The sequence below is a fragment of the Pyrobaculum neutrophilum V24Sta genome, from assembly GCF_000019805.1.
GTDB lineage: Archaea > Thermoproteota > Thermoprotei > Thermoproteales > Thermoproteaceae > Pyrobaculum > Pyrobaculum neutrophilum.
Genome location: NC_010525.1, coordinates 1,045,959 through 1,066,195, shown reverse-complemented (window position 1 = coordinate 1,066,195; position 20,237 = coordinate 1,045,959). Strand labels below are relative to the sequence as shown.

The following is a 20,237-nucleotide window of genomic DNA, read 5'->3' as shown; positions in this document are numbered from 1 at the left end:
ATGGCGTAGGGAAAGTCACAGATATATAAATCTTGACCAAGGAGATTAGTGTCCAAGCTCTCTCCTCAGGATATCCTTAAACAGCTGTCTGTAGACCTCTCTAGGGGGCTCACTGAGGAGGAGGCGGAGGCGAGGCTGAGGAGGTACGGCTACAACGAGATACCAGAGAGGAGACCGCACCCCCTAAGGCTATTTGCGGCTAAGTTCTGGGGGTTTACGGCGTGGATGCTTGAAGCCGCCGCGGCCGTCTCCTTCCTTCTGTATTACCTAGGGAGCAACGGAGCGCTTCCGGTGGAGCCCCAGCTGTATCAACAGCGGCTTCTAAACGGCGTCATAATTGTGGCTTTGCTTGTTTTAAACGCGGTCGTAGGCTTTATACACGACGTCAAGGCTACAAAGGCGGTAGAGTTGCTAAAAAAGAAGCTTCAGGTAAAGGCGAGGGTTCTTCGAGATGGCGTATGGCGCGTTGTCGAGGCAAGGCTTTTGGTGCCTGGCGACGTGATCCGCCTTAGAGCCGGCGACTTTGTACCAGCCGATGCTGTAGTAGTGGAGGGGGAGATAGAGGTCGACCAATCCGCCCTCACGGGGGAGAGCCTCCCGGCTAGGAAGAAGGAGGGCGACGTGGCGTATTCAGGTTCCGTCGTGAGGAGAGGCGAGGCCACCGCCGTGGTGGCGCAGACGGGCGTCAACACCTACTTTGGGAAAACGGCACAGTTGGTTCAGACCGCGAAGCCGAGGTTTCACATGGAGGAGATCGTGTCTAAGGTGGTGGCGTCTCTCATGGCCGTAGTGGTGGCTCTTCTGGCGGCGGTTTTCTTCGTAGCCTACATATCTACGGGGGACCCCCTGTTCCTCCTAACCCATGTACTACCTCTGGCTCTTATGTTGGTGGTGTTCGCTGTCCCCGTGGCTCTTCCAACTATGTTTACTGTGGCAACGGCCCTGGGGGCAAGGGAGCTGGCGCAACGGGGTGTATTGGTCACCAGACTAAGCGCTGTGGAGGACGCCGCCACCATGACCGTCCTGTGTGTAGATAAGACGGGCACCCTCACATACAACAAACTCACATTGGTCCAGACGCTGTCGAGGCCTCCGTATGGGGAGGAGGAGGTTGTGCTCTACGGAGCTCTAGCCTCCCAAGAGGCCAACCAAGACCCCATAGATCTTGCCTTCATAAACGAGGCGAGGCGGAGAGGCCTAGACCTCAGCCGTTTCAAAATCGCCCAGTTTAAGCCGTTCGACCCAACTACGAGGAGGACAGAGGCTGAGGCGGTGGATCTACGGACTGGCGTTAGGATAAGGGTGGCAAAGGGGGCGTTTAGAGCAATCGCCGAGCTTTGCAAAACGGCGGCGGAGGACCCCCATATACAGGAGTTGGCATCACGCGGCTTCAGGATCATCGCCGTGGCCCGATCTGTGGAGGAGGGGCCTTGGGAGTTGGTGGGGGTAGCCGCCTTGTACGATCCGCCGAGGGAAGACGCTCCTCGGCTCATCCAAGAGCTCCGGAGGATGGGCGTCGCCGTGAAGATGCTCACTGGAGACGCCGCCCCCGTAACCAAAGAGGTCGCGAAGGAGCTTGGCATAGGCGAGAGGGTTGCAACAGCGAAGGACGCCGGCGATCCTCATGAGATGGACGTATTTGCAGAGGTATATCCAGAGGATAAATACTACATAGTGAAGAAGCTCCAGGACCGCGGACACGTGGTGGGGATGACCGGAGACGGCGTAAACGACGCCCCAGCCCTAAGACAAGCTGAGGTCGGCATCGCCGTGGCAAACGCCACTGACGTAGCCAAAGCCTCAGCCAGTGCGGTTCTAACGGTGGAGGGGCTCGCCGGCATCGTCGAGTTGGTGCGTATCGGCCGATCCACATTCCAGAAGATAGTCACGTGGGTGCTCAACAAGATCGTCAAAACCTTCCAGATAGCCATCTTCGTCGCCGTGGCATACCTCGTGGCCACGCTGGCGTATCACCTACCCCCGGAGAAGGCCATGCCGATAACGGCAAACGAAGTCACCCTCTTCCTATTCCTGATAGACTTCGTAACGATATCTATATCGTTAGACAACGCCAGGGGCTCCTCTATCCCCGAGAGGTGGAACCTCAAAAAGCTGGTGATGCTCGGCGCCATCCTCGGAGGTCTCTCCGTAGCAGAGATGTTTGGGCTTTACTACCTAGCCACAGGCCCCATGGGTGTAGAGGATCCAGGAGTTCTACACAGCATCTTCTTCGTAGCCATAATGTACACGGGCATACTTACGCCACTAGTGGTGAGAGAAAGAGGGCCCTTCTGGAGCTCAAAACCCGGCAGGTGGCTCCTTGTTGCAACGACGGCAGACGCCGCCGCCACCACGGCCATAGCGCTAGCGGGGATCCCCAACCTGCTAAAACCGCTGACGCCGGCGCAGACCGCGGCCGTGGCGCTCTACTCAGCAGTCGCAACCTTCGCCATAAACGACCCAGCCAAGGTACTCCTGGCGAAAAAGGGGGTTGCGAGATAGGAGAACCCCCAGGAGCTGTTCCGCACATGGTTCCAGCCGTATTCTATATATATGTAACGTGTGGCAGACAGCCGCCGACACGGGGATACAGGAGGAACCACTGCGAAGGTCTGTTCCGCACGTGGTTCCGGCCGTATTCTATATACTATGAGTTGTTCAAAACGCCTATGGAGTCCAAAACTAGGAAAATACCGCTGGCGTTGATAATAGCAGCGGCGGTGGTAGCGGCCTACGTTGGGCTTCTAGTGGCCGTCTCGTACTACATGTCACAAGGCGAAGAAAGCCACGTGGACCACGGCGTGGAAAACGTTGGCTGGTCCCAGGGGAACCACACGACGGAGGTGGGCAACCAGACCGCTAAGAGACAGAGAAAGGGCTGGGGCTCATGATGAGGCCGAGCCTATTCATAAGAGCAATAGTCATAATGTTGCTCATAGCGAGCGGCGTGATTATGGCCATCTCCGGCGTAGTGCTGTACTTCGCGCCCTCTGGCCCGGGGTCGGGCAACGCCGTGATACTAGGCGCCACAAAACACTTCTGGAACAACCTACATACCTACACGGGCTTCTCGATAATAGGCCTAGCGACGGCGCACGTGATACTAAACCGCAGATCGCTCCTATTCTACACAAAAAAACTACTTTTTTCCTAAACACAGCCTTGTAGAGTAAATCGCGGTCTGTCCCTAGGCGACGCCTAGGGACTGCCCATGTCTTCACAGAGGGCTCTGCACTCTAAAGTGTGGGGTCATGGGGCATGGGTGACGACGGCACAGCCCCCTCTTTCAACGCAGTGCTCGGGGCAGAGCTTCAGCGGCTAGAGACTCATGTGTACACGTAAGCCCCTACGGATTAATGGCCATGAAACCGAAATTGGCCTAAGACAGACGACGCCGCATGGCCTACGGCCGCGTTGTTTGTAATTTAGCGAGTCTCGCCAGCGGTAGCGCCCAGTATTAAACGTCGCTGAGTTTAACGTCTAAAAACCTTTCGGAGGGTCTTGGAAATCTTGCCGGGGCAATTCTTAATATGTTTATAGTCCTATTTTCTCACTCTCTTGTGTTGGTTAAGATCTGCGGCGTGGCGAGGCCGGAGGATGTGGAGCTTCTGGACGGCCTTGTGGACTACATCGGCTTTATAGTGGAGCCCTCCAGCCCCCGGTCGGTGGAGCCTAGGCGGCTCGGGGGGCTGGCGCGGCTGGTTAGAGAGAGCAGGCCCGTGCTGGTGACGGCTTCTCTCCCGCCTGCCGAGGCCGTGGATCTGGCGGCGTCGCTGGGGATCCCGGTGGTCCAGCACCACGGGTCTCTGGGCGACGGCCACTTCAGCTACGCGGAGGAGAGGGGCGTGGCCCTCGCGCCGGTGGCGGTGTACAGGCGGGGGGCCGACCTGAGAGCCGCCGTGTCGCAGCTCCTCTCCAAGCCCCATGAGTACGTCCTAGTAGACGCGGAGAAGGGGAGCGGGGAGAGGTTCGAGGGCGGCCTCAAGATACCGCTCCATGTGCTTGCGGAGGTGGCGCACATGGGGAAGGTGGCGCTCGCCGGAGGCATCACGCCGGAGAACGCCCACCTCGTCGCGGCGCTGAGGCCCTACATGGTGGACGTGGCAAGCGGCGTGGAGTCGTCGCCGGGGGTGAAGGACCCGGGGAAGGTCAAGGCCCTCCTGAGGGCTCTCGGCCGCCTCTCCGGCTGAGGAGGACCTCGCCGCTCTCCAGCCTAATCTCGACGATTCGGTGGTAGGGGATGTACCTCTCCCTCCCGCCCACCGAAACGACAACGCCGTTGGCCCCCACCTCCACCACGTCGTCGGTGGAGAGCACCTCCTCGCCGCCCGGCGACCCCCTGCTTATGAACCAGAAGTAGGCCCGCCGGCCGCTCCACTTAACCCGGTTAAAGATCTGCCTCATTGGGTTGCCCACGTGGAGCTCGGGGAAGACCTATAAATAGGTATAAACCTGGATGCCCAGCGCCTCGGCGGCTTTTCTACCACGCTCGTCTATGTGGGGGGTGACCAAGGCCAGCTTCGGCTCTACGCCGGTGGCGCGGCGGTAGAGCTGGCCTATCCGCCACAGCTTAGCCACGTCGCTGTCCGTAGCGGAGGCCTTAACCTCCACGAGTATATGCACGCCGTCTTTAACCAACACGTCCACCTCCACGGGCGAGGGGAAGCCGAACACCAGCCCCTCCCCGTCGAAGTAGGACCACCGCACAACCTCCCCAACCCCCAATACATCCTCCACGATCCCCCGCACCGCCTCCCTAAAAGCCTCCTCCGCCTCCACCCCCCAGCGGGCGCCCAGAAGGACAAGCCGCCTATCCACCCTCTGGAGACCCCGCTCAAGCGCCTCAAACCTCTTAAAAGCCTCACGCCACCTCCGCTCGTTGGCCCTCCACCGCCTCTCGTACATCCTCCATCTCCGTTCGTTTTCTCTCCACCTCCTCTCCTGTTCTTTTATGTAGGTTTGGAAGTCCTCCCTCAGCCTCCTCAGCTCCTGTAGCACCTCCCCCAGCCCTATGAGGCCGGCTACAGCCAGCCTAAACTCCTCATCCTCCCGAAGAAGCCTTAGGAACTCCCTCTTCAAGTCAACTCCCACGAAGTCTACCATAGGTATAAAAATAACTTTATCCGCTGGCTATATATCTCCGGTTGCCGCCATGGGCATGGACCCAAGGGGGAACGTCTGGGTTAAGCTCCTTAGGGAGAAGGCGCAGAAGATATACGTGGTGGAGTACCACTGAGCGTGGATTTCGGAGACTTCCTCAGGAGGCTGACGGCGTGTAGAGCATGCTCGCGGCTCGTCGAGTACAGAAGCTCCTTTCCCCCGGGCTACTGGGCCAAGCCGGTGCCCCCGTGGGGGAGCGGCCCCATAATGGTGGTCGGGCTAGCCCCCGCCGCCCGCGGGGGGAACCGCACAGGCCGGATGTTCACCGGCGACAGGAGCTCCCAGAACCTCTTCAGGGCGCTCTACGAGGCGGGCCTCGCCTCTAGGCCGTACAGCATCTCGCGGGACGACGGGGTGGAGCTCCACGGCGTATACATAACCTCCGCCGTCAAATGCGCGCCCCCCGGCAACAAGCCCACCGCCGAGGAGGTGAAGAACTGCAGCCGGTGGCTGAGGGAGGAGGTGGAGATCGTAAAGCCCAGGGTGGTGGTGGCCCTGGGCAGAGTGGCCTGGCGGGCACTCTCCGAGATCCTCGGCGTTCGGGAGGAATTTAGACACGGGGCCGTGGTGGAGAAAAACGGCGTGTACCTAGTGGGTGCCTACCACCCCAGCCCCCGCAATATAAACACAGGGAGGACCACCGTGGAGGAGCTCGCCGAGGTGTTCAAGCTGGCGAAGAGGCTGGCCGGCGTGGGCTGACTTCTTAGAGTTCTGCGTTTTACGCGGGCGGAGGGCTTAAATACATGCGTGTTACAACCGAAAGCCCCGCCCCTTAGGGCGGGGAGGGAGGTCATAGCGGTGAGAGGCTGTATCTCATGAGGAGCAGTGCCCCAATCGGGCCTGGATAAGGGCCGTGTGCCGTCCGGCCCCACGCCCGAGGCATCCTGGATGTCCACGACGGCTCGGGCGAGGAGAAGGCCCCTAGGCGCGAGCTGTCGACAGTGACCGCCTAGGGACAGACGGTAGCGTATACGTCCCACATATCCGTCCGTTGGTGGCTTATACCTCCAGCGCGGCTTACAGCATGGAGCGGGCGTACGTGGTGGAGGTGTTCCACCCTGCGAGGCTGGTGCTGAGGGGGCCTGTGGTTCTAGAGAGGGAGGGGGTCTACGGCAGGGAGCACTTCGCATGGCTGGGCCCCGCGGCTATGTACATATCCAGGAGGCACTTCGCCTTGAAGAGGGCTGGGGGCGCCCTCTACATCCTAGACTTGGGCAGCACCAACGGCACCTACGTAAACGGCGTGGACATCAGGGGGGAGGGGCTGGTGGAGCTGTATAGGGGAGACGTGGTCAACGTAGCCGGCGTGGTGGAGTTCGCCGTAGAGGAGGAATAGTTATTAACCGGGCCGTACCCCTACCCGTGGCGAGGATCGCCAGGTACTACAGGGAGTACGGCCTGAGGATAGTCAGGGGGCTCCTCCAGTACGTCTGGGACGACGGGGGCAGGCGCTACCTAGACTGCAACACCAACCACGGCGTTGCCTTCCTAGGCCACGCCAACCCCAAGATAGCGGAGGCCGTGAGGAGGCAGCTGGAGGAGGTGTGGGCCGTGCCCCTCAACTTCTACACCCCCGCAAGGGAGCGGTTCATAGAGGAGTTCTCCAGGCTCCTCCCCGCCAAATTCGGCGTTGTGTTTCTACAGAACACGGGAACAGAGGCCGTGGAGACCGCCGTCAAAATCGCCAAGAAGATAACCAGGAGGCCCGCCATCGTCGCCTTCACCAACAGCTTCCACGGGAGGACCATGGGCTCCCTCTCCATAACCTGGAACGAGAGGTACAGGAAGGCCTTCGAGCCCCTCTACCCCCACGTGAGATTCGGCAAGTTCAACGTCCCCACGGAGGTGGACAAGCTGGTGCAGGAGGACACCTGCTGCGTGGTGGTGGAGCCGATACAGGGAGAAGGCGGCGTCAACCCCGCCACCCCCGAATTCCTAAAGGCCCTCAGGGAGGAGACCCAGAGGAAGGGCGCCCTCCTCATAATAGACGAGGTGCAGACGGGCTTCGGCAGGACAGGCGCCGTCTGGGCCTTCCAGAAATACGGCGTTGAGCCGGACATCTTCACGGCGGGGAAGCCCGTGGCGGGGGGCCTACCCATCGGCCTGGCGGTGGCCCGGGAGGACTTCGGCGACGTCTTCGAGCCGGGGGAGCACGGGTCCACCTTCGCCGGAAACGCCGTGGTTATGGCGGCCGCCGCGGCCGCCTCCCGCCTCCTCAGGGAGGAGGACGTCCCCGACAAGGCCGAGAGGGCCGGCGCCGAGTTGGCCAAGGCGCTGGGCGAGGTGGAGAGCAGACTCGCCGTTAGGGTGAAGGGGATGGGCCTCATGCTGGGCCTAGAGCTGAGGGTCAAAGCCGACCAGTTCCTCCAGCCCCTCCTGGAGAGGGGGGTCCTCGGGCTGACCGCCGGCGTCAACACCCTGAGGTTCCTCCCGCCGTATATGATAACTAGGGAGGATATAGAGCTGGTACACGCCGCGGTCTCCGAAGCCCTCAAGAGGGCGCAGTGAGGAGGCGCCAGCTGTTCACAGCCGCCGGCGCCCTACTTCTGGCCGGCGGACTCGCCGGCGGGTTCCACACGGAGCTCACCACCCTGGAGCTGGGCCTAGGGAGGCGGGTTGCCTTCCTCTCCGACCTCCACATCCACGCCCAGAGGAGGCTGGAGCTCCCGCCCTACGACATCCTGCTGATAGGGGGAGACACCTACGACGAGCTCACCCCAGACCTCGCGGCTGTCGCGGAGACGCTACGCCGCCTGCCCGGGCCCAAAATCGCCGTATTGGGGAACCACGAGCGCTGGGCCTCCCGCTGGATCCCCCTCCGCCGCGGCGTCGCGGCGCTGGAGGAGGCGGGGGTCCACGTCCTCGCAGACGACTGGGTCCAGATAGGGGGTCTCCGGATATATGGGCTGGACTGGAGGGACGACCCCAGGGACTACCCCCCGGTCAAGGACGCAGACGTCGTGCTGGTCCACTCGCCAGACGCCTTCCACACAGCCGCCGGCGGCCTCTACCTCGCGGGCCACACACACGGCGGCCACATCTGCCTGCCCGGCAACGTCCCCCTTTATACCAACAGCCGCTTTGGATACACCTGGGGCCTCTACCGGAGGGGCGGAGCCCTAATGTACGTCACGAGGGGCGCCGGCGAGATGACCCCCAGGGCGTTCTGTAGCAGGGAGGCGGTGATGGTTTTATAGACAGGTCGGGTCCACCACATGCGGTACCGCGAGTTCTGCGGCCGCCGGGTCTCCGAGATCGGCTTCGGCGGCTGGGTCGTCGGAAGCGACCTCTACCCCCTCGACGACGACGCGGCAAGAGCCCTCGTCAAGAAGGCCGTCGACCTCGGCATAAACTTCTTCGACACAGCCGACGTCTACGGCAGAGGCAGAAGCGAGGAGCTGCTGGGGAGGTGGCTGGCGGGCTACGACGTGGTGATTTCGACGAAGGTGGGGTACGACTTCTACAGCGGGGGCAAGCCCGAGAGGAGGTTCGACCCACCGTATCTGGAGATGGCCGCCGCGAGGTCGGCCGAGAGGCTGGGCAGGAGGCCCAACCTCCTCATGATACACAACCCGACCACCCGGCAGGTGAGGGAGGCCGCGCCCTGGCTGAGGAGCAGGCGTGGCGCCGTGGCCGACTGCGTAGGCGCCGCCCTCGGACCTGAAACCGACGTCCTAGAGCAGGGGCTTGCGGCTCTGGAGGAGGGCCTAGACGCCATAATGTACGTCTTCAACATACTGGAGCGGCACCCAGGAGCAGAGCTGACGGCCCGCGGCCGGGGCAGGGGGCTCCTGGTCAGGGTGCCCGACGCCACCGGCGTGCTCACAGACAGGTTCAACCCGGCGCCGGAGGGCCACAGAACGCTGAGGCCGAGGGAGTGGCTCCTCAAGGCCCGGGCGGTGGTGGAGAGGGAGGTGGCGCCGCTGGCGAGGGAGCTGGGGCTGACCCTCGGCCAATACGCCGTCAAGTACCTCCTCTCGCACCCCATCACGACGGTCTTCGTAACTGCCACCACCCCCGACGAGCTGGAGGAGTACGCCGCCGCCTCAGACGGCAAGCCCCTCCCCCCGGACCACCTAGAGCGGCTTGCGTCCATCCACCTTCCCAATTGACGGGCCGACGCGGCGGAGGAAGAGGGTGATCACGACGAAGTCCGCCACGATGAAGATGTGCATCACCGTGCAGTAGATACAGACGGCCTTCAACACGGCGAACTCCAGGTAGACGAGGTAGGGCAGTATGGCCAAGCCGAGGAGGCGCCACCAGAAGACGAAGCGGGCCGCCCGCCTAGACAGAGTTCTGTACAGCCACAGAGCCGCCCCTATGTTCACCACGAACCAGACCGCCGCTGCCGCGTCCAGCGGGAGGGGGCCGATGTAGGCGTAGCGGCTGGTCAACACCCTTACGCAGTCCATGGTCACCCCCGGCAGAAGCTCCACATCTGCGTAGCAGCCGGGCGGGAGGGCGCCGAGGAGGTAGAAGAGGTAGATCACCAGTAGAGACGCGGCAAGGCCCCCCGCGGAAAAAGCCACCAGAAGCACAAGCCACCTATCCACGGCACTGGGCGGCAACGCCCCTTTAAAAGATATTTCAAACGTGCAGAATCGGCATATATATGGGAGACGAGGCGGGGCCGTGAAGATATATGAGATCAGGGTGCGCCGCGCCCTAACCCCCTCCGGCCTACCGGAGTACCACTACGCCCTCAACCCCTACGTCGGTTGCCTCCACGGCTGCCTCTACTGCTACGCCCAGGACTACACCAGGGGGCCGCCCGGCGCCGCCTGGGGCCAGATCCTCTACGTGAAGGCCAACCTCCTGGAGGTCCTCAGGCGGGAGGCCGCCCAGCTCAAGCCCGGCGTCGTGGGGCTCTCCACCGTGACAGATCCCTACCAGCCCCCCGAGGCCAAATACAGGCTGGCCAGAGGCTCCATCGAGATACTGGCGGAGGCGGGCTTCCACATCTCGGTCCAGACCAAATCCCCCCTCGTGCTGAGGGACCTAGACCTCCTCAGGAGATACAGGGAGTCGGTAGACGTGGGCATCACCATCACCGCCATGGGAGACAAAGCCCTGGAGTTGGAGCCCGCCGCCCCGCACCCCACAGCCAGGGCAAGAGCCGCCGCGAGGCTCGCCGAGGAGGGGGTAAAGGTGTGGATATACCTAGGCCCAGTGGTGCCGGGCTACAACGACAGCCGGCAGGACATCGCAGAGGTTGTAAAACTCGCCGCCTCCATAGGCGCCGAGCTCATATACGACAGATACAGGCCCAAGCCCAGAGCCCACGCGAGGCTACCCCCCGCCTACAGACAAGAAGCCGGCAGACAGTGGTGGACACAGGTAAAGAAAACAATAGAAGAGCTCTGTAGAGAGGCCGGGGCGAGGTGCCTAGACGTGGAAGAGGAGTGGAGAGCCAGACGCGACCTCCCTCAGAAGCCGGGCTAGGTGGGGCGCCTTGGCCTCCAGCTTCTTCACGGCTGTTTCCACGTCGTCGTTGGGGTCTACGCCGTATCTCGCGAGCGTATACGCGTGAACCCCCAACACGTGGACCACCGCCACCACGAACGCCGCACACATCCACTTTAAAAAACCCTCCGTAGCGGCGTCGGTTTTACCTGATGGATATATAACTGGGGGCTTCTCTTGACCTGTGTTCTACGTATACGTTAACAAGAGAAAGCAGAGGGTGTTGATAACTAGAGAGCGGATTGCGGACCCCAGCTGGAGGTTGGCGGGGGTGCACAGATCCGCCGACTCGGCGAAAAGACACGCGAGATTTATCGCCGACGCCCGCGACTACGTACTTGAGTGGGACATCCTCGCTAGCGCCTCAGCTTCCTCCACGCCACGTGGGGGAGGTAGTAGACGGCGGCAAGAAGGCTGAGCAAAACAGCGGCGGCCGCCGGGTCGAGCTTGGGAAACACATCAGCAAGCGGCTTAGGCACAGCGAAGACGTAGACGAGGCCCGCCGCGAAGCCCGCTATGAAGGACAAGACGAGGGTCAGCGCCCAGCCAGCCGGCGTGCTCCTCCCCTGAGCCGCCACGGCGTAGACCGCCTTTATCACCGACGCCAACACCGCGAGCAGGACGCCCAGCGCCAGCGGGGGTAGAGAAGGCGCGCCGAATATAAACGCCAGCAGAAACAGAGCCACGAAGCTCAGCTGGGGGGCGAGGTCCAGCTCCAAGCCGCGGCAGGGGTCCCTAAGCAGGTTGCCCTCGAACCTAACGCCGTCGCTGAAGAAGACCTCCGCCGCGCCAGGCGCCGCGATCCACCTCACCACGGCCGTCAGAGGCGCCCCGCCGGCGTTGACGGCGAACACAGCCTCCCGCCCCTCGCAGTTTAAACTCTGCCGGACGATAGACACCGGCCTCCCCTCCACCGGCGCGTCGAGCATCCTCCTCCCCTCCTGGAGCATATACAGCAACACGTTGGCTATCTGGCTCCGCACCGCCTCGGCCTGCGCCCGCTGGAGTAGGTCGGTTATGGGATCTCTACGCATACCCCCTCCCCCAGTGGAACCACCTTGGAGAGCTCGTGGCAGAGCTCCCCGGGAGCGCCCCTGCCCTGATACACCCTCCTAAGCCTCTCCGCCTCCTCCCTCGTCAAAGCCCCCGCCGAAACCGCGCAGGCCAGCTGCTGTTCGAAGTCGCCCCTGGGCTCGAGACCGCAGGACCTCAAGGCAAGCTGGAGGTACTTCGCCGCTATGTCCCTCAGCGCTTGTAGCCGGGCCTCGGGCCTAGCCTCGTGGACGTACCTCGCCACCTCCCTCGCCAGCTCGGCGGGGTCCACCCGCGGCGTGCACGGCCCCCTGCAACCGCCTACGGACCTCTCCAGCCTTGTATACACAGCCAGGGAGACCAGAAGCGCCGCCGCCGCTGTGGAGAAGGCCACCACCGCGGCAGCCGGCTTAAGAGAGGCGTGGCTTAGGTAGAGAATCGCCGAGGAGGCCGTGGAGGCCCCCGCGTGAAACACCATGTGAGGCCTAACCATCCGCCTAGCCGCGTCAAGGGCGCTCCACAGCCACGAGATTATGGGCGGCCCCAGGAGCAAAGCCCAGAGCTGGAGCATGTCGCCAGAAAGCGGCGTGTTCCCCACGATAGCCGCCGCCAGCTCCCCCGGCATCATCCCGCCCAGAGCGCTCCCCACGGCGGCCAGCGCCGCAGATATGACCACCACAGACGCCACCGCCGAGCCAACAAGGGCGTGCCTCCTCAGAGCCGCCATGACCGCAAGAGCCGCCGCCACCGCCGCCCCCAAGGCCCCCACCGGGGGGAGAGGCGCCACTGCGATCTCCAGCGGCGCCTCCACCCTAACCCTAGACACATAGCTGTAGCCCAGCCTCCTGGTGTCTATAGACACCTCGGACCCAGGCGGGGCGTAGGTCACCTCCCTAGCCACCGGCAACCCCAACACGCTCTGGTACACCAACGCCACGGGCAACAGAGGCAGGGTGACGTTGCCCTGAGACACGCCGCTGTACGCCACGTACGTGGCGTTGGTCCGCCTCACGTAGCTGTACCTCACCCGCGTCTCTGGCAGGCAGTAGGTCCTAACCTCCCCCACCCCGCTGGCCACCCTCTCCCCGCCCAGATACACCTCCATGGGCAGTGCGTCCCCCCTGTCGGTCCTAGCCACCAGCCGGCAGTGCCTCCCGTTAACCACGTAGGTCTTGTTGGCCTCGAGAGGCACCGGCGCCCCGCTCTGGTTCAGGTAGGCCGACCTGTAGAACTCCACGTAGCCATCCCCCACCTTGTCCGCCCCCACCACGAGCCTCGACAAAACCCAAGCCGGCACCGGCGCCCCGTCGAGCCCCACGAAGTAGGTCCTCTTCGGCGGCACGGGAGGCGGAGGCGTGTAGACGTAGACGTAGGCCACCTTCACGGCGGACTCCGGCACATACGCCCACAACAAGCGCACCGCCTCGCCCAAACCCTGCACAAACCCCTTGTAGTAGCCCCTCTCGACCGAAGCCCTAACCCAAGTCCCGTTGGCCAAGGCGTATGCCTCCCCCGCGTACTTCCCCACGGTGCAGACCCAGAACCTCCCAGGCCGCGTGAAGTTCAGAACCACCTCCCTCGTGTAGCCCCGGCCAGCTATGAAGGGAGTCACATACAGCTGGTGGAACCCCGAAGGCCCAACGCCGAAGTTCACCAAGATGTAGGCCTCCACCCCGTAGCCCGACTCCACCCTCACGGGCCCCACCGCCCTAGCCCTAAAAGACCCAACGATGAAGTACGGCCTATAGAAGTCGTCCACGGGGATAGAGGTCAAATTCACAGGGACCTCCCTACCCCCCACGTACACCCTAACCACGTCCCTAGCCCCGTAGCCAGGTATGAAGATATACCCCATACAGTCGCCATAGCAGTGGCCGAAGTCCACAACCCAGGCGCCGCACGCCATATAAACAGACGCGTTCCCCACATACTGCGCCGCGTAGGCCGTAGCCCCCAGAAAGAGAAGCGCCACCAAAACCCGCATATATACAGTAAAACAATTATTTTTAAGCTTTACTTAGCCCGATGCAAACTCCACGTTGACCTGGTACCGCGCCACCTCCCGCCCGTAGTACTGAGGCGGGAGGTCAGGTGAGACCACCACCTCAGCCGGCGGATCCCCACTGGTCCGCCCCAACCGCCAGCCACCCAGTCGCCCCCTTCACCACGGAGGAGCCGGAAAACTCCATGTACTCCCCGCCAAGGTACACCCTGGTGCTCCTCACGTACTACATTTGTTAGAAATTTACTAGGTTCTCTTAACGCTTATTATCACTTTCTGCCCGGTTATCCAGTCGATTATTTCTATCTCGCTTGTCTTACCATCAGATACTTTATATGCTTGTATTAATCCCTCTATCACCCCTCTTAGGTATGTCTCATAGGACATCCTCATTATGTGTTGTGTTTTCTTTTCTTTACCCTCCGTTATATCATGGTTTTTCAAAGACATGAGCCTATCACTGGAAACGCCTTAAAAAACATTTCCCTGAGGACCATTTCTATGATCGATATTAAATAATAATATTATATGTGCAAAGTCTAGAAACATTACCTAGCTTAAATACTAACGCTAGCATATTATCCGGCGCGCTGTAGCTCATATGCATAATGCCATCAAAACATTCACACTTTAACGTATCTAATTCTTGGTCTAAAGGTTTCAACTTGCCTTCTTTTATAGAATATGTAGAAATGGTGGAACCGGCAACTAGGATTGTGTCATTTGAGATCCACGTCGCAGATTCTCCATCGGCAGGGACAGAATCGAGGAGCCTAGCTTGATCATCATATACCCTTAGTATTCCATTACCGCTAACCAGAAGTAATTTACCATCAGGACTCCACTCGACAAATTTTGTCGCTGAGACATGTCTGTGAATAGTCCTACTGTTTAGATCCACGAAGATAATCTCACCATTACTAGTACTCACAGCTACTAGGTTGGCATTGACTGGGTTGAACCTCACCAAAGGAGTCCCCTGATTAGTAATAGAAGCTTGTGTATCAACTCTCCAACGCCAGAGTTCTTCTGCAAAGTTCTTTTTAATATTCCAAAACGATACAACGTTGTCTTCTGTTACTATTGCCATAATATAATCACTTGACAACGCTATAGAGCGTATGTTTGAAGCAATTTTAAAGGTATTCTTTCTTTGAAGCGACTTTTCTGTAATTGTATAAACTTCTAATTTATATTCTTCTTCTTCATAGTCTCTTAGTTTTTTCTCTCTACCTTCGATATCTCTTATTGTTACAGTAGATTTCTCATAATTATATGCGGCAACAGCTATGAGAGAGCCATCAGGTGAAAACGCAAGAGCATCAAACGAAGTAGACTTTAAACGCCACAAACTTATACCTGAAGTATGGAAAAATACCAATAAATCTTTGCTGTTTTTATCTTTTGACATTTCTAGTGGTCGATAAACAACGGCGAGGATACCTCCCTTTGGATTCCATTGAAGGTGTTTTATATAGCCAACTCCTGTTTTCCATTTCAACGCTAATTTCATAGTATTTCTTCAATTACCGTATTAAATGTGTTTCCTTTTTAAGGCCATTAAATGCCGCTTCTTAAGCCACACGGCGTTCCCCTGATACAGAGACGACGTATTGACATAAAACCCCACCTTGTGCCCCGACGGGGCCAACGCCCTACAGGCGTCAGCACCCGCATACTTCATCCCAGGAGGCAGAGAGGCGTTCACAGAAAACACAGCAACATTCGTAAACGACACAGCCGCAAGCAGCGCAAAAGCCCCCAACGCCAACAGCACCACCCGCCGCACCCCCCACCCGCAACACAACAATATAAACATTGCGGTCACCCCACCCCCAGACATGCGGCACAAGCCAGGCCGAGGGACTAACCGTGAGTTATGTGCTCGATATTATTAACCAGAGAACTCAGGTGGTTAACTAGACATGTAAAGCATTCGCCGCTTCTGCTCGGCTTTATCGTCCCAACAGTCGCTACATAGATCTTGTCGCCTCTATTACTAATAGCATATTGTTGGAGTATTTCGGCTTTTGCAACGTCATCAAGGTGGTTCCGGCATTGAGGACACCACGCCTCCCACCTCAGCCCTCCTATGGCGGGGTCTTCTCTAAAGGTCTCAGCGTATGTGAGACAGTCAGGTGGGTTGAGCCCTAGCAACTTACATACTCTACAGGTCGTGTAGATAGCGAAGGAATCATAAATCTTCTCAAGATACCTGCCGATCACCGTGTTAAACAACACTTGATATTTAGGTTCACGCAACATTCTAATGACCATAGCGCTCTCTTTATCAACTGAAATAGCTGTTCCCTCTGGACACACCTGCCTATTTAATGTATCACTTAGCTCGTCTATATTTAGATTCTGCCTCTCTAGATCGATGTATTTAGCGATGAATATTAGAAACTCAATAAGATGCGTTTTTTCATCATCTAAGACGACTGCTAAATTTTCTGTGTCTAAAATCGTTTTTCTTTTCTTGCCACTCAAAACAACGCTAAAAAGTTTCGTTAAGATTTCACCAATTTTATCACTTCGTAATACAGAGTTGATCTGGTCTCTTAGTAATGTGGCAGAAGAAAACCTCGTATGAAGCAATCTATCAATCACCAGCCCCCTCTCTCTCAAGACAGCCCTAAGATCCAGAACCCGCCTCACTGGCGCGTAGTAGTAAAACGCGTCAAGATATAGCAACCGCACGCCCCTCAGCCGCCAGTCGCGGCGTCTAAAAGCTCGCTATACAGCCTGCTCACTCTCTCCCTAATGGGGCGAGGAAGCGGTTTGTTCGGCTCGCTACGCAACACCTTTCCCACCTCGTCCAGAACCTCCACGAGCTCCCTCGTCACCTTTTCAACCTCACCCCCCTTCCCGCTCCTCTGCAGCGCCAACACAGCCAGCCCATACAGCGAAAGCATATCCGGCGGAACCGCGTCCAACACATCCTCATACTCCTCGTAGAGCCTACCCATAAGCTCCACATAGGCCCCCTCGTCTCCCCCGGCCGCCTCAGCCAGCCTAACCAATCTTTCCAGCTTCCCGTCCCCCGCGGCGATTCTCTCGCCCAGCTCTCTCTCGTTGATTTTAAACCTCTCGTAGACCTCGGCAAGTAGCTCCCTCAGCGGCTTAAAGCCGTACTCCGCAACTACGCGGTCGACAACCCGACGGACGTCGTCGGGAAGGGCCTCGGGCTCGGCAAGGGCGATGTACCTCCTCTCGGGGCCCAGATCCACCGCCACGAGCCCCTCCTTCTCCAGCTCGTCAAGAACGTCAAGCACCTCTCTAGAAAAAGGCCCAAATTTCCAGCGGAACCAATCTACGCCGGTAAGAGACCTCCCCAGCCCCTCCCCCGCGTACATATCCACAAGAAAGAGCATCTTCATCAGCCTGGTGCGCCCTACCCCCTTTGGGAACCTCGACACCACATACAGCACCAGATCCCTAAGCGACACGTCGCTCATAATATAAAACTGTCTTGCCAAGATTTAAACGTTTCCTCGGCCTACCTACAGCTCACTTGTGGCGCTTGCCTCCCGGGATGGGGCGGGGTTATGTAACGCCCCTCACACCCGCCGAGCCTACTACACAGCTACCGTCCATCATCAAAGAGCTCCTCCTCGTCTAGGTACTCATCGCTAGACACAACCTCTCTTAACCTCCTAAATTTTAAGGTAGGCGTCCAGGTCCGTGTTAAACGCCAGCGCCTTCATGACCAATCCCGATTATCCGGGTTTGAAACCTCTACCTTTCACTTCATCAGCTGCGAATCTGCACCTATGGCATGTTCTACTGGTGTTCTTCGGCTTTACGTACACAATCGGTATTCCGCTGAGGAGCGCTTTGTACTCAATGTACTTCTGGAGCTTCCTAAAGCTCCACGAGTGCAACCTCCTATTCAGTAGTTTGTTGCTTCCACTAATCCTATCTCTAATCCCCTCTAAGTCCTCCATGACGATGACTGGTTTGGGGAACTGCTTGGCATACTCAACAACCCCCTTAGCTATTTCGTGGAGCATCTGATTGACTGTTCTGCCCTCCTTACTGCCAATCCTCTTAACCAGGTCAAGTCTATTCTTTCTCTGCAGGCTACGCCTAATGTGAGCGTATTTGCCGCGCACAAACCTAATCCTTTGTCCACCCCAGAACTGCCCCCTCATTGGCTTGCTCGGGCTGTCCCTCGATATGGCCACGGCCGCAACTGCGTTCCACTCGCCGAGGTCTACGCCTATGAGCGTCTTCGCCTCCTCAGCACCGTAGGTGACAACGTTCTTCTTAATCTTGAAGTGAGCGAACCAAACGCCGTCTCTCTTAACCAGCTCCACACTGTCGAGTTCCCACAGCCCCTGCAGGGTCTCCTCAATGAACTGTTTCTGTCTGTTGCCGAAAGCTAGTGGTAGCGCTATCCTAACACCTCTTCTCAAGCTAACGACAAGCCAGTAAGGAGTTAGCATTAGTGCTGGACTTATCGAGCTTGAACGCCCTCCTATCTAGACGAATAGATACCCTCTTAACCGTTGGCCTATCAGCCTTGGCTCTGCCCTTTGCCTTATGTTTATTAAAGCTCTTGAGAATTTCAACGGCCTTGTCCCTCGCAGTCTGTATCAGCGCAGTGTTTAGGCTAAACCTCTTTTTGGCTTCCTCATACGTTAGCTCGTGAAGCTTCGTCTTCGACGTGATGCCGAAGCCCACATACCATCTAACCAACTTGAGGTACTCTTCAAGAGCTCTGTTGAGCTCAAGGGTCTTGCCCTTGTTAGGCTCAATCACCTTTCCAACAACCGTGAGAACGACCGAGGTCATAGGGGAACATCCCCTCATAGATCGAGTTCAACGGTCAACCTAAAAGCTTAACGCCGCATAGTGCCATCCCCGCCCTAAAGGGCGAGGTTTTCAGATATAAGCTCAAGCAACAGCTTCAACGCGCCGACCCCCAGATCAGGCAACAGCACTGCCCTCCTCACGGTATATGTCCCAGTTGCAGTTTAAATATGTACTGCGCAGTCAATACTCAGATCGATCACGGAGCGAGGCCGGCCCCCCGCGGCGCCTAGGTATATATAGGGGCGCCGCCGCTATTTCATGGCTAAGGTACTCCTCGTGGGGGTGTGGGGCTTTCCGCCGAGCTGGAGGAGGGCTCGGTACACAGCTGAGGTGGATAGGAAGCCCTTCAAGGGGAGCGCCGGCAGGTTCGAGGGATGTACGTCTGAGGGCGCGCTGGTCGACGTGCTGAGGGGCCTCGGGAGGCCGTCGGAGGTCTCCGTACTCGTCGTGGGCTCGGACTCGGTGGTGAACCCCGGCGCGGCGGCCGGCGACTTGAGGGCCCGCGCTAGGGAGCTGTACCAGAGGTGGGGGCGGGAGCTCATGGGCGGCCTGCCCTTCGAGGTGGTGTCTGTGCCGGCCGTCGGCACGTACTTCGGCTGGAGGTTCGAGGGGAGCCCCGAGGCCATCTTCATGGACGTCTTCAAGGCGGTTTGGGAGAGGTCTGAGGACGCGTCCTTCATCGTGGTGGACATCACCCACGGCATAAACTTCGTCACCATCTCCGCCCTCTACGCCGCCGTGGCGGCCGCTGTGGGGCGGGGCAAAGAGGACAGGCTCATCCTGGTGAACTCGGAGCCGTACCCCAACGACGTGGAGAGCGACTTCTGCATACAGCCGCAGCGCGGGGAGAGGCGGAGGGAGGTGCCCGAGCTACGGGTGCTGGACGTCTCCAGCCTACAGGAGGTGCTGAGAAGCGTGAGGGAGCTCGCCGCGCTCAGGTCGCTCAGGGCGGTGGGACGGACAAGGGAGACGCGCCTGGGCAAGCTCATATGGCTCATATCCAACGGCGCCGCCGCCCTGGGCTTCACAGGTGCGGCCTTCGAAGGCTGGGACCCCGACTTCGGCCCCCCAAAGGAGGAGAAGCCGCCGCAGCTGACAGAGTCGAGGCCGCGGGTTGAAAACGGCGCCGTGAGGTACGAACACGCCGACCTCCAAACGGCGGCGGAGACCGTCCTCCACCAGATCTGGACAGAGCTGAAGAGAGACGTCTTCGACAAGAGGACACTCCCCGAATACCTCAGCGCCCTAGCCAACAGATACGAAAAACACGGCCACATCTACCTCTCCTCCATCGCCCGCGTGACCTCAAAGGAGGTGGGCCTGCTCCAGAAGGTCGCAGAGGCAACCTCGCCAGGCGAAGTGGGGCCGGAGCTGTGGCACCTAGTCTCAAGGCACAAGAGGGAGGTGAGGGAGGCTCTGAAGAGCGGCGGCATAAAAAAGCTCATAGACCACCGCATCGAGGAAGCGAGGAGGGAGCTCCAGCAGGAAAGGGAGCGCCTCGAAAAAGACATAGAGCGCTACGTCCGCAACTTCCTCGCCCACGCCGGCCTCTCCCCCACCGCCATCAAGAGGTTCAAAGTCGAAGGGGGCCGCATCGTGGGAATAGTCTACGACGGGCCAACCGTCAAAAGGCTCGTGGAGCACATGGCCAAACGCGCCTCACGCCGATCTCCAGACTAAACCCCCGCCGAACCCACCCCAGCCGCGCCCCAAACACAGCCGACGGCCAGCCGAGGGGGCTGCCGGAGGGGGAGGGGGG

The 20,237-nt window shown here is 59.3% G+C and carries 25 protein-coding genes; 12 read left to right on the top strand and 13 right to left on the bottom strand.

Going from position 1 to position 20,237, the window contains the following annotated elements; all coding sequences use genetic code 11:
* Positions 1 to 48: 48 nt before the first annotated feature.
* From TNEU_RS05900 to TNEU_RS05885, 4 genes are all read left to right on the top strand, one after another.
* Entirely contained in the window at positions 49 to 2,502 is a 2,454-nt protein-coding gene (locus TNEU_RS05900; RefSeq protein ID WP_012350523.1) for a plasma-membrane proton-efflux P-type ATPase, read from the top strand.
* Between the two features lie 167 nt (positions 2,503 to 2,669).
* Positions 2,670 to 2,891, top strand: a complete 222-nt coding sequence (locus tag TNEU_RS05895) for a hypothetical protein (RefSeq protein ID WP_012350522.1) — start codon at positions 2,670 to 2,672, stop codon at positions 2,889 to 2,891.
* Entirely contained in the window at positions 2,891 to 3,154 is a 264-nt protein-coding gene (locus tag TNEU_RS05890) for a DUF4405 domain-containing protein (protein ID WP_245521943.1), read from the top strand. The genes TNEU_RS05895 and TNEU_RS05890 overlap by 1 nt, the downstream gene beginning before the upstream one ends.
* 406 nt (positions 3,155 to 3,560) lie before the next feature.
* Positions 3,561 to 4,190, top strand: coding sequence for a phosphoribosylanthranilate isomerase (locus TNEU_RS05885; protein WP_245521942.1), 630 nt, complete (start codon positions 3,561 to 3,563; stop codon positions 4,188 to 4,190).
* Here the strand turns inward: TNEU_RS05885 and TNEU_RS05880 are convergent.
* Entirely contained in the window at positions 4,150 to 4,404 is a 255-nt protein-coding gene (locus TNEU_RS05880; RefSeq protein WP_148682504.1) for a DUF504 domain-containing protein, read from the bottom strand. The genes TNEU_RS05885 and TNEU_RS05880 overlap by 41 nt on opposite strands.
* A 30-nt stretch (positions 4,405 to 4,434) precedes the next feature.
* Positions 4,435 to 5,103 carry a PD-(D/E)XK nuclease family protein gene (locus TNEU_RS05875; RefSeq protein WP_012350518.1) on the bottom strand — a complete coding sequence of 223 codons (669 nt, stop codon included), beginning with the start codon at positions 5,101 to 5,103 and terminating at the stop codon, positions 4,435 to 4,437.
* 135 nt (positions 5,104 to 5,238) lie between these two features.
* Between TNEU_RS05875 and TNEU_RS05870 the strand changes: the two genes are divergently transcribed.
* From TNEU_RS05870 to TNEU_RS05850, 5 genes are all read left to right on the top strand, one after another.
* Positions 5,239 to 5,859 carry a uracil-DNA glycosylase gene (locus tag TNEU_RS05870; protein ID WP_012350517.1) on the top strand — a complete coding sequence of 207 codons (621 nt, stop codon included), beginning with the start codon at positions 5,239 to 5,241 and terminating at the stop codon, positions 5,857 to 5,859.
* 325 nt (positions 5,860 to 6,184) lie between these two features.
* The gene (locus tag TNEU_RS05865) at positions 6,185 to 6,496 is read left to right on the top strand and encodes an FHA domain-containing protein (protein ID WP_012350516.1); all 312 of its coding nucleotides are present in this window, start codon (positions 6,185 to 6,187) and stop codon (positions 6,494 to 6,496) included.
* 26 nt (positions 6,497 to 6,522) lie between these two features.
* Positions 6,523 to 7,668: an aspartate aminotransferase family protein gene (locus TNEU_RS05860; protein WP_012350515.1), complete on the top strand. Its 1,146-nt coding sequence runs from the start codon at positions 6,523 to 6,525 to the stop codon at positions 7,666 to 7,668.
* Complete coding sequence (locus TNEU_RS05855) at positions 7,665 to 8,357, top strand: metallophosphoesterase (protein ID WP_012350514.1); 693 nt, start codon at positions 7,665 to 7,667, stop codon at positions 8,355 to 8,357. The genes TNEU_RS05860 and TNEU_RS05855 overlap by 4 nt, the downstream gene beginning before the upstream one ends.
* A gap of 18 nt (positions 8,358 to 8,375) precedes the next feature.
* Positions 8,376 to 9,272: an aldo/keto reductase gene (locus TNEU_RS05850; protein WP_012350513.1), complete on the top strand. Its 897-nt coding sequence runs from the start codon at positions 8,376 to 8,378 to the stop codon at positions 9,270 to 9,272.
* On the opposite strand, the gene TNEU_RS05845 is transcribed toward TNEU_RS05850, so the two are convergent.
* Positions 9,237 to 9,716, bottom strand: coding sequence for a vitamin K epoxide reductase family protein (locus TNEU_RS05845; protein WP_012350512.1), 480 nt, complete (start codon positions 9,714 to 9,716; stop codon positions 9,237 to 9,239). The two genes, TNEU_RS05850 and TNEU_RS05845, sit on opposite strands and share 36 nt — an antisense overlap.
* A 79-nt stretch (positions 9,717 to 9,795) precedes the next feature.
* Between TNEU_RS05845 and TNEU_RS05840 the strand changes: the two genes are divergently transcribed.
* Positions 9,796 to 10,605 carry an SPL family radical SAM protein gene (locus TNEU_RS05840; protein WP_012350511.1) on the top strand — a complete coding sequence of 270 codons (810 nt, stop codon included), beginning with the start codon at positions 9,796 to 9,798 and terminating at the stop codon, positions 10,603 to 10,605.
* Here TNEU_RS05840 and TNEU_RS05835 read toward each other — a convergent pair.
* Positions 10,549 to 10,722, bottom strand: coding sequence for a hypothetical protein (locus tag TNEU_RS05835; RefSeq protein WP_245521941.1), 174 nt, complete (start codon positions 10,720 to 10,722; stop codon positions 10,549 to 10,551). The two genes, TNEU_RS05840 and TNEU_RS05835, sit on opposite strands and share 57 nt — an antisense overlap.
* 88 nt (positions 10,723 to 10,810) lie before the next feature.
* On the opposite strand from TNEU_RS05835, the gene TNEU_RS05830 reads away from it, so the two are divergent.
* Complete coding sequence (locus TNEU_RS05830) at positions 10,811 to 11,044, top strand: hypothetical protein (RefSeq protein WP_148682384.1); 234 nt, start codon at positions 10,811 to 10,813, stop codon at positions 11,042 to 11,044.
* Here the strand turns inward: TNEU_RS05830 and TNEU_RS05825 are convergent.
* From TNEU_RS05825 to TNEU_RS10370, 9 genes are all read right to left on the bottom strand, one after another.
* On the bottom strand, positions 10,983 to 11,660 hold the full coding sequence (locus TNEU_RS05825) for a hypothetical protein (RefSeq protein WP_012350509.1): 678 nt from the start codon (positions 11,658 to 11,660) through the stop codon (positions 10,983 to 10,985). The two genes, TNEU_RS05830 and TNEU_RS05825, sit on opposite strands and share 62 nt — an antisense overlap.
* Positions 11,642 to 13,642 (bottom strand): hypothetical protein, encoded by a 2,001-nt coding sequence (locus tag TNEU_RS10260; protein WP_012350508.1) that lies wholly within the window; start codon positions 13,640 to 13,642, stop codon positions 11,642 to 11,644. Before TNEU_RS10260 ends, TNEU_RS05825 begins: the two co-directional genes overlap by 19 nt.
* A 264-nt stretch (positions 13,643 to 13,906) precedes the next feature.
* Positions 13,907 to 14,110, bottom strand: coding sequence for a hypothetical protein (locus TNEU_RS05815; RefSeq protein ID WP_148682383.1), 204 nt, complete (start codon positions 14,108 to 14,110; stop codon positions 13,907 to 13,909).
* Between the two features lie 61 nt (positions 14,111 to 14,171).
* Positions 14,172 to 15,173 (bottom strand): WD40 repeat domain-containing protein, encoded by a 1,002-nt coding sequence (locus TNEU_RS05810; protein ID WP_012350507.1) that lies wholly within the window; start codon positions 15,171 to 15,173, stop codon positions 14,172 to 14,174.
* A gap of 21 nt (positions 15,174 to 15,194) precedes the next feature.
* Complete coding sequence (locus tag TNEU_RS05805) at positions 15,195 to 15,449, bottom strand: hypothetical protein (protein WP_148682382.1); 255 nt, start codon at positions 15,447 to 15,449, stop codon at positions 15,195 to 15,197.
* Positions 15,450 to 15,526: 77 nt separating this feature from the next.
* A complete protein-coding gene (locus TNEU_RS05800) occupies positions 15,527 to 16,360 on the bottom strand; it encodes a hypothetical protein (protein ID WP_012350505.1) in 834 nt (277 codons plus the stop codon).
* A 5-nt stretch (positions 16,361 to 16,365) separates the two neighbouring features.
* Positions 16,366 to 17,118, bottom strand: coding sequence for a Panacea domain-containing protein (locus tag TNEU_RS05795; protein WP_012350504.1), 753 nt, complete (start codon positions 17,116 to 17,118; stop codon positions 16,366 to 16,368).
* 261 nt (positions 17,119 to 17,379) lie between these two features.
* Positions 17,380 to 18,108, bottom strand: coding sequence for an RNA-guided endonuclease TnpB family protein (locus tag TNEU_RS05790; protein ID WP_222702400.1), 729 nt, complete (start codon positions 18,106 to 18,108; stop codon positions 17,380 to 17,382).
* Complete coding sequence (locus tag TNEU_RS10370; protein ID WP_222702399.1) at positions 18,080 to 18,457, bottom strand: hypothetical protein; 378 nt, start codon at positions 18,455 to 18,457, stop codon at positions 18,080 to 18,082. Before TNEU_RS10370 ends, TNEU_RS05790 begins: the two co-directional genes overlap by 29 nt.
* A gap of 279 nt (positions 18,458 to 18,736) precedes the next feature.
* Here TNEU_RS10370 and csx1 point away from each other — a divergent pair, with 279 nt between their 5' ends.
* The gene (gene csx1 / locus TNEU_RS05785) at positions 18,737 to 20,158 is read left to right on the top strand and encodes a CRISPR-associated CARF protein Csx1 (protein WP_012350503.1); all 1,422 of its coding nucleotides are present in this window, start codon (positions 18,737 to 18,739) and stop codon (positions 20,156 to 20,158) included.
* The last annotated feature ends 79 nt before the right edge of the window (positions 20,159 to 20,237 follow it).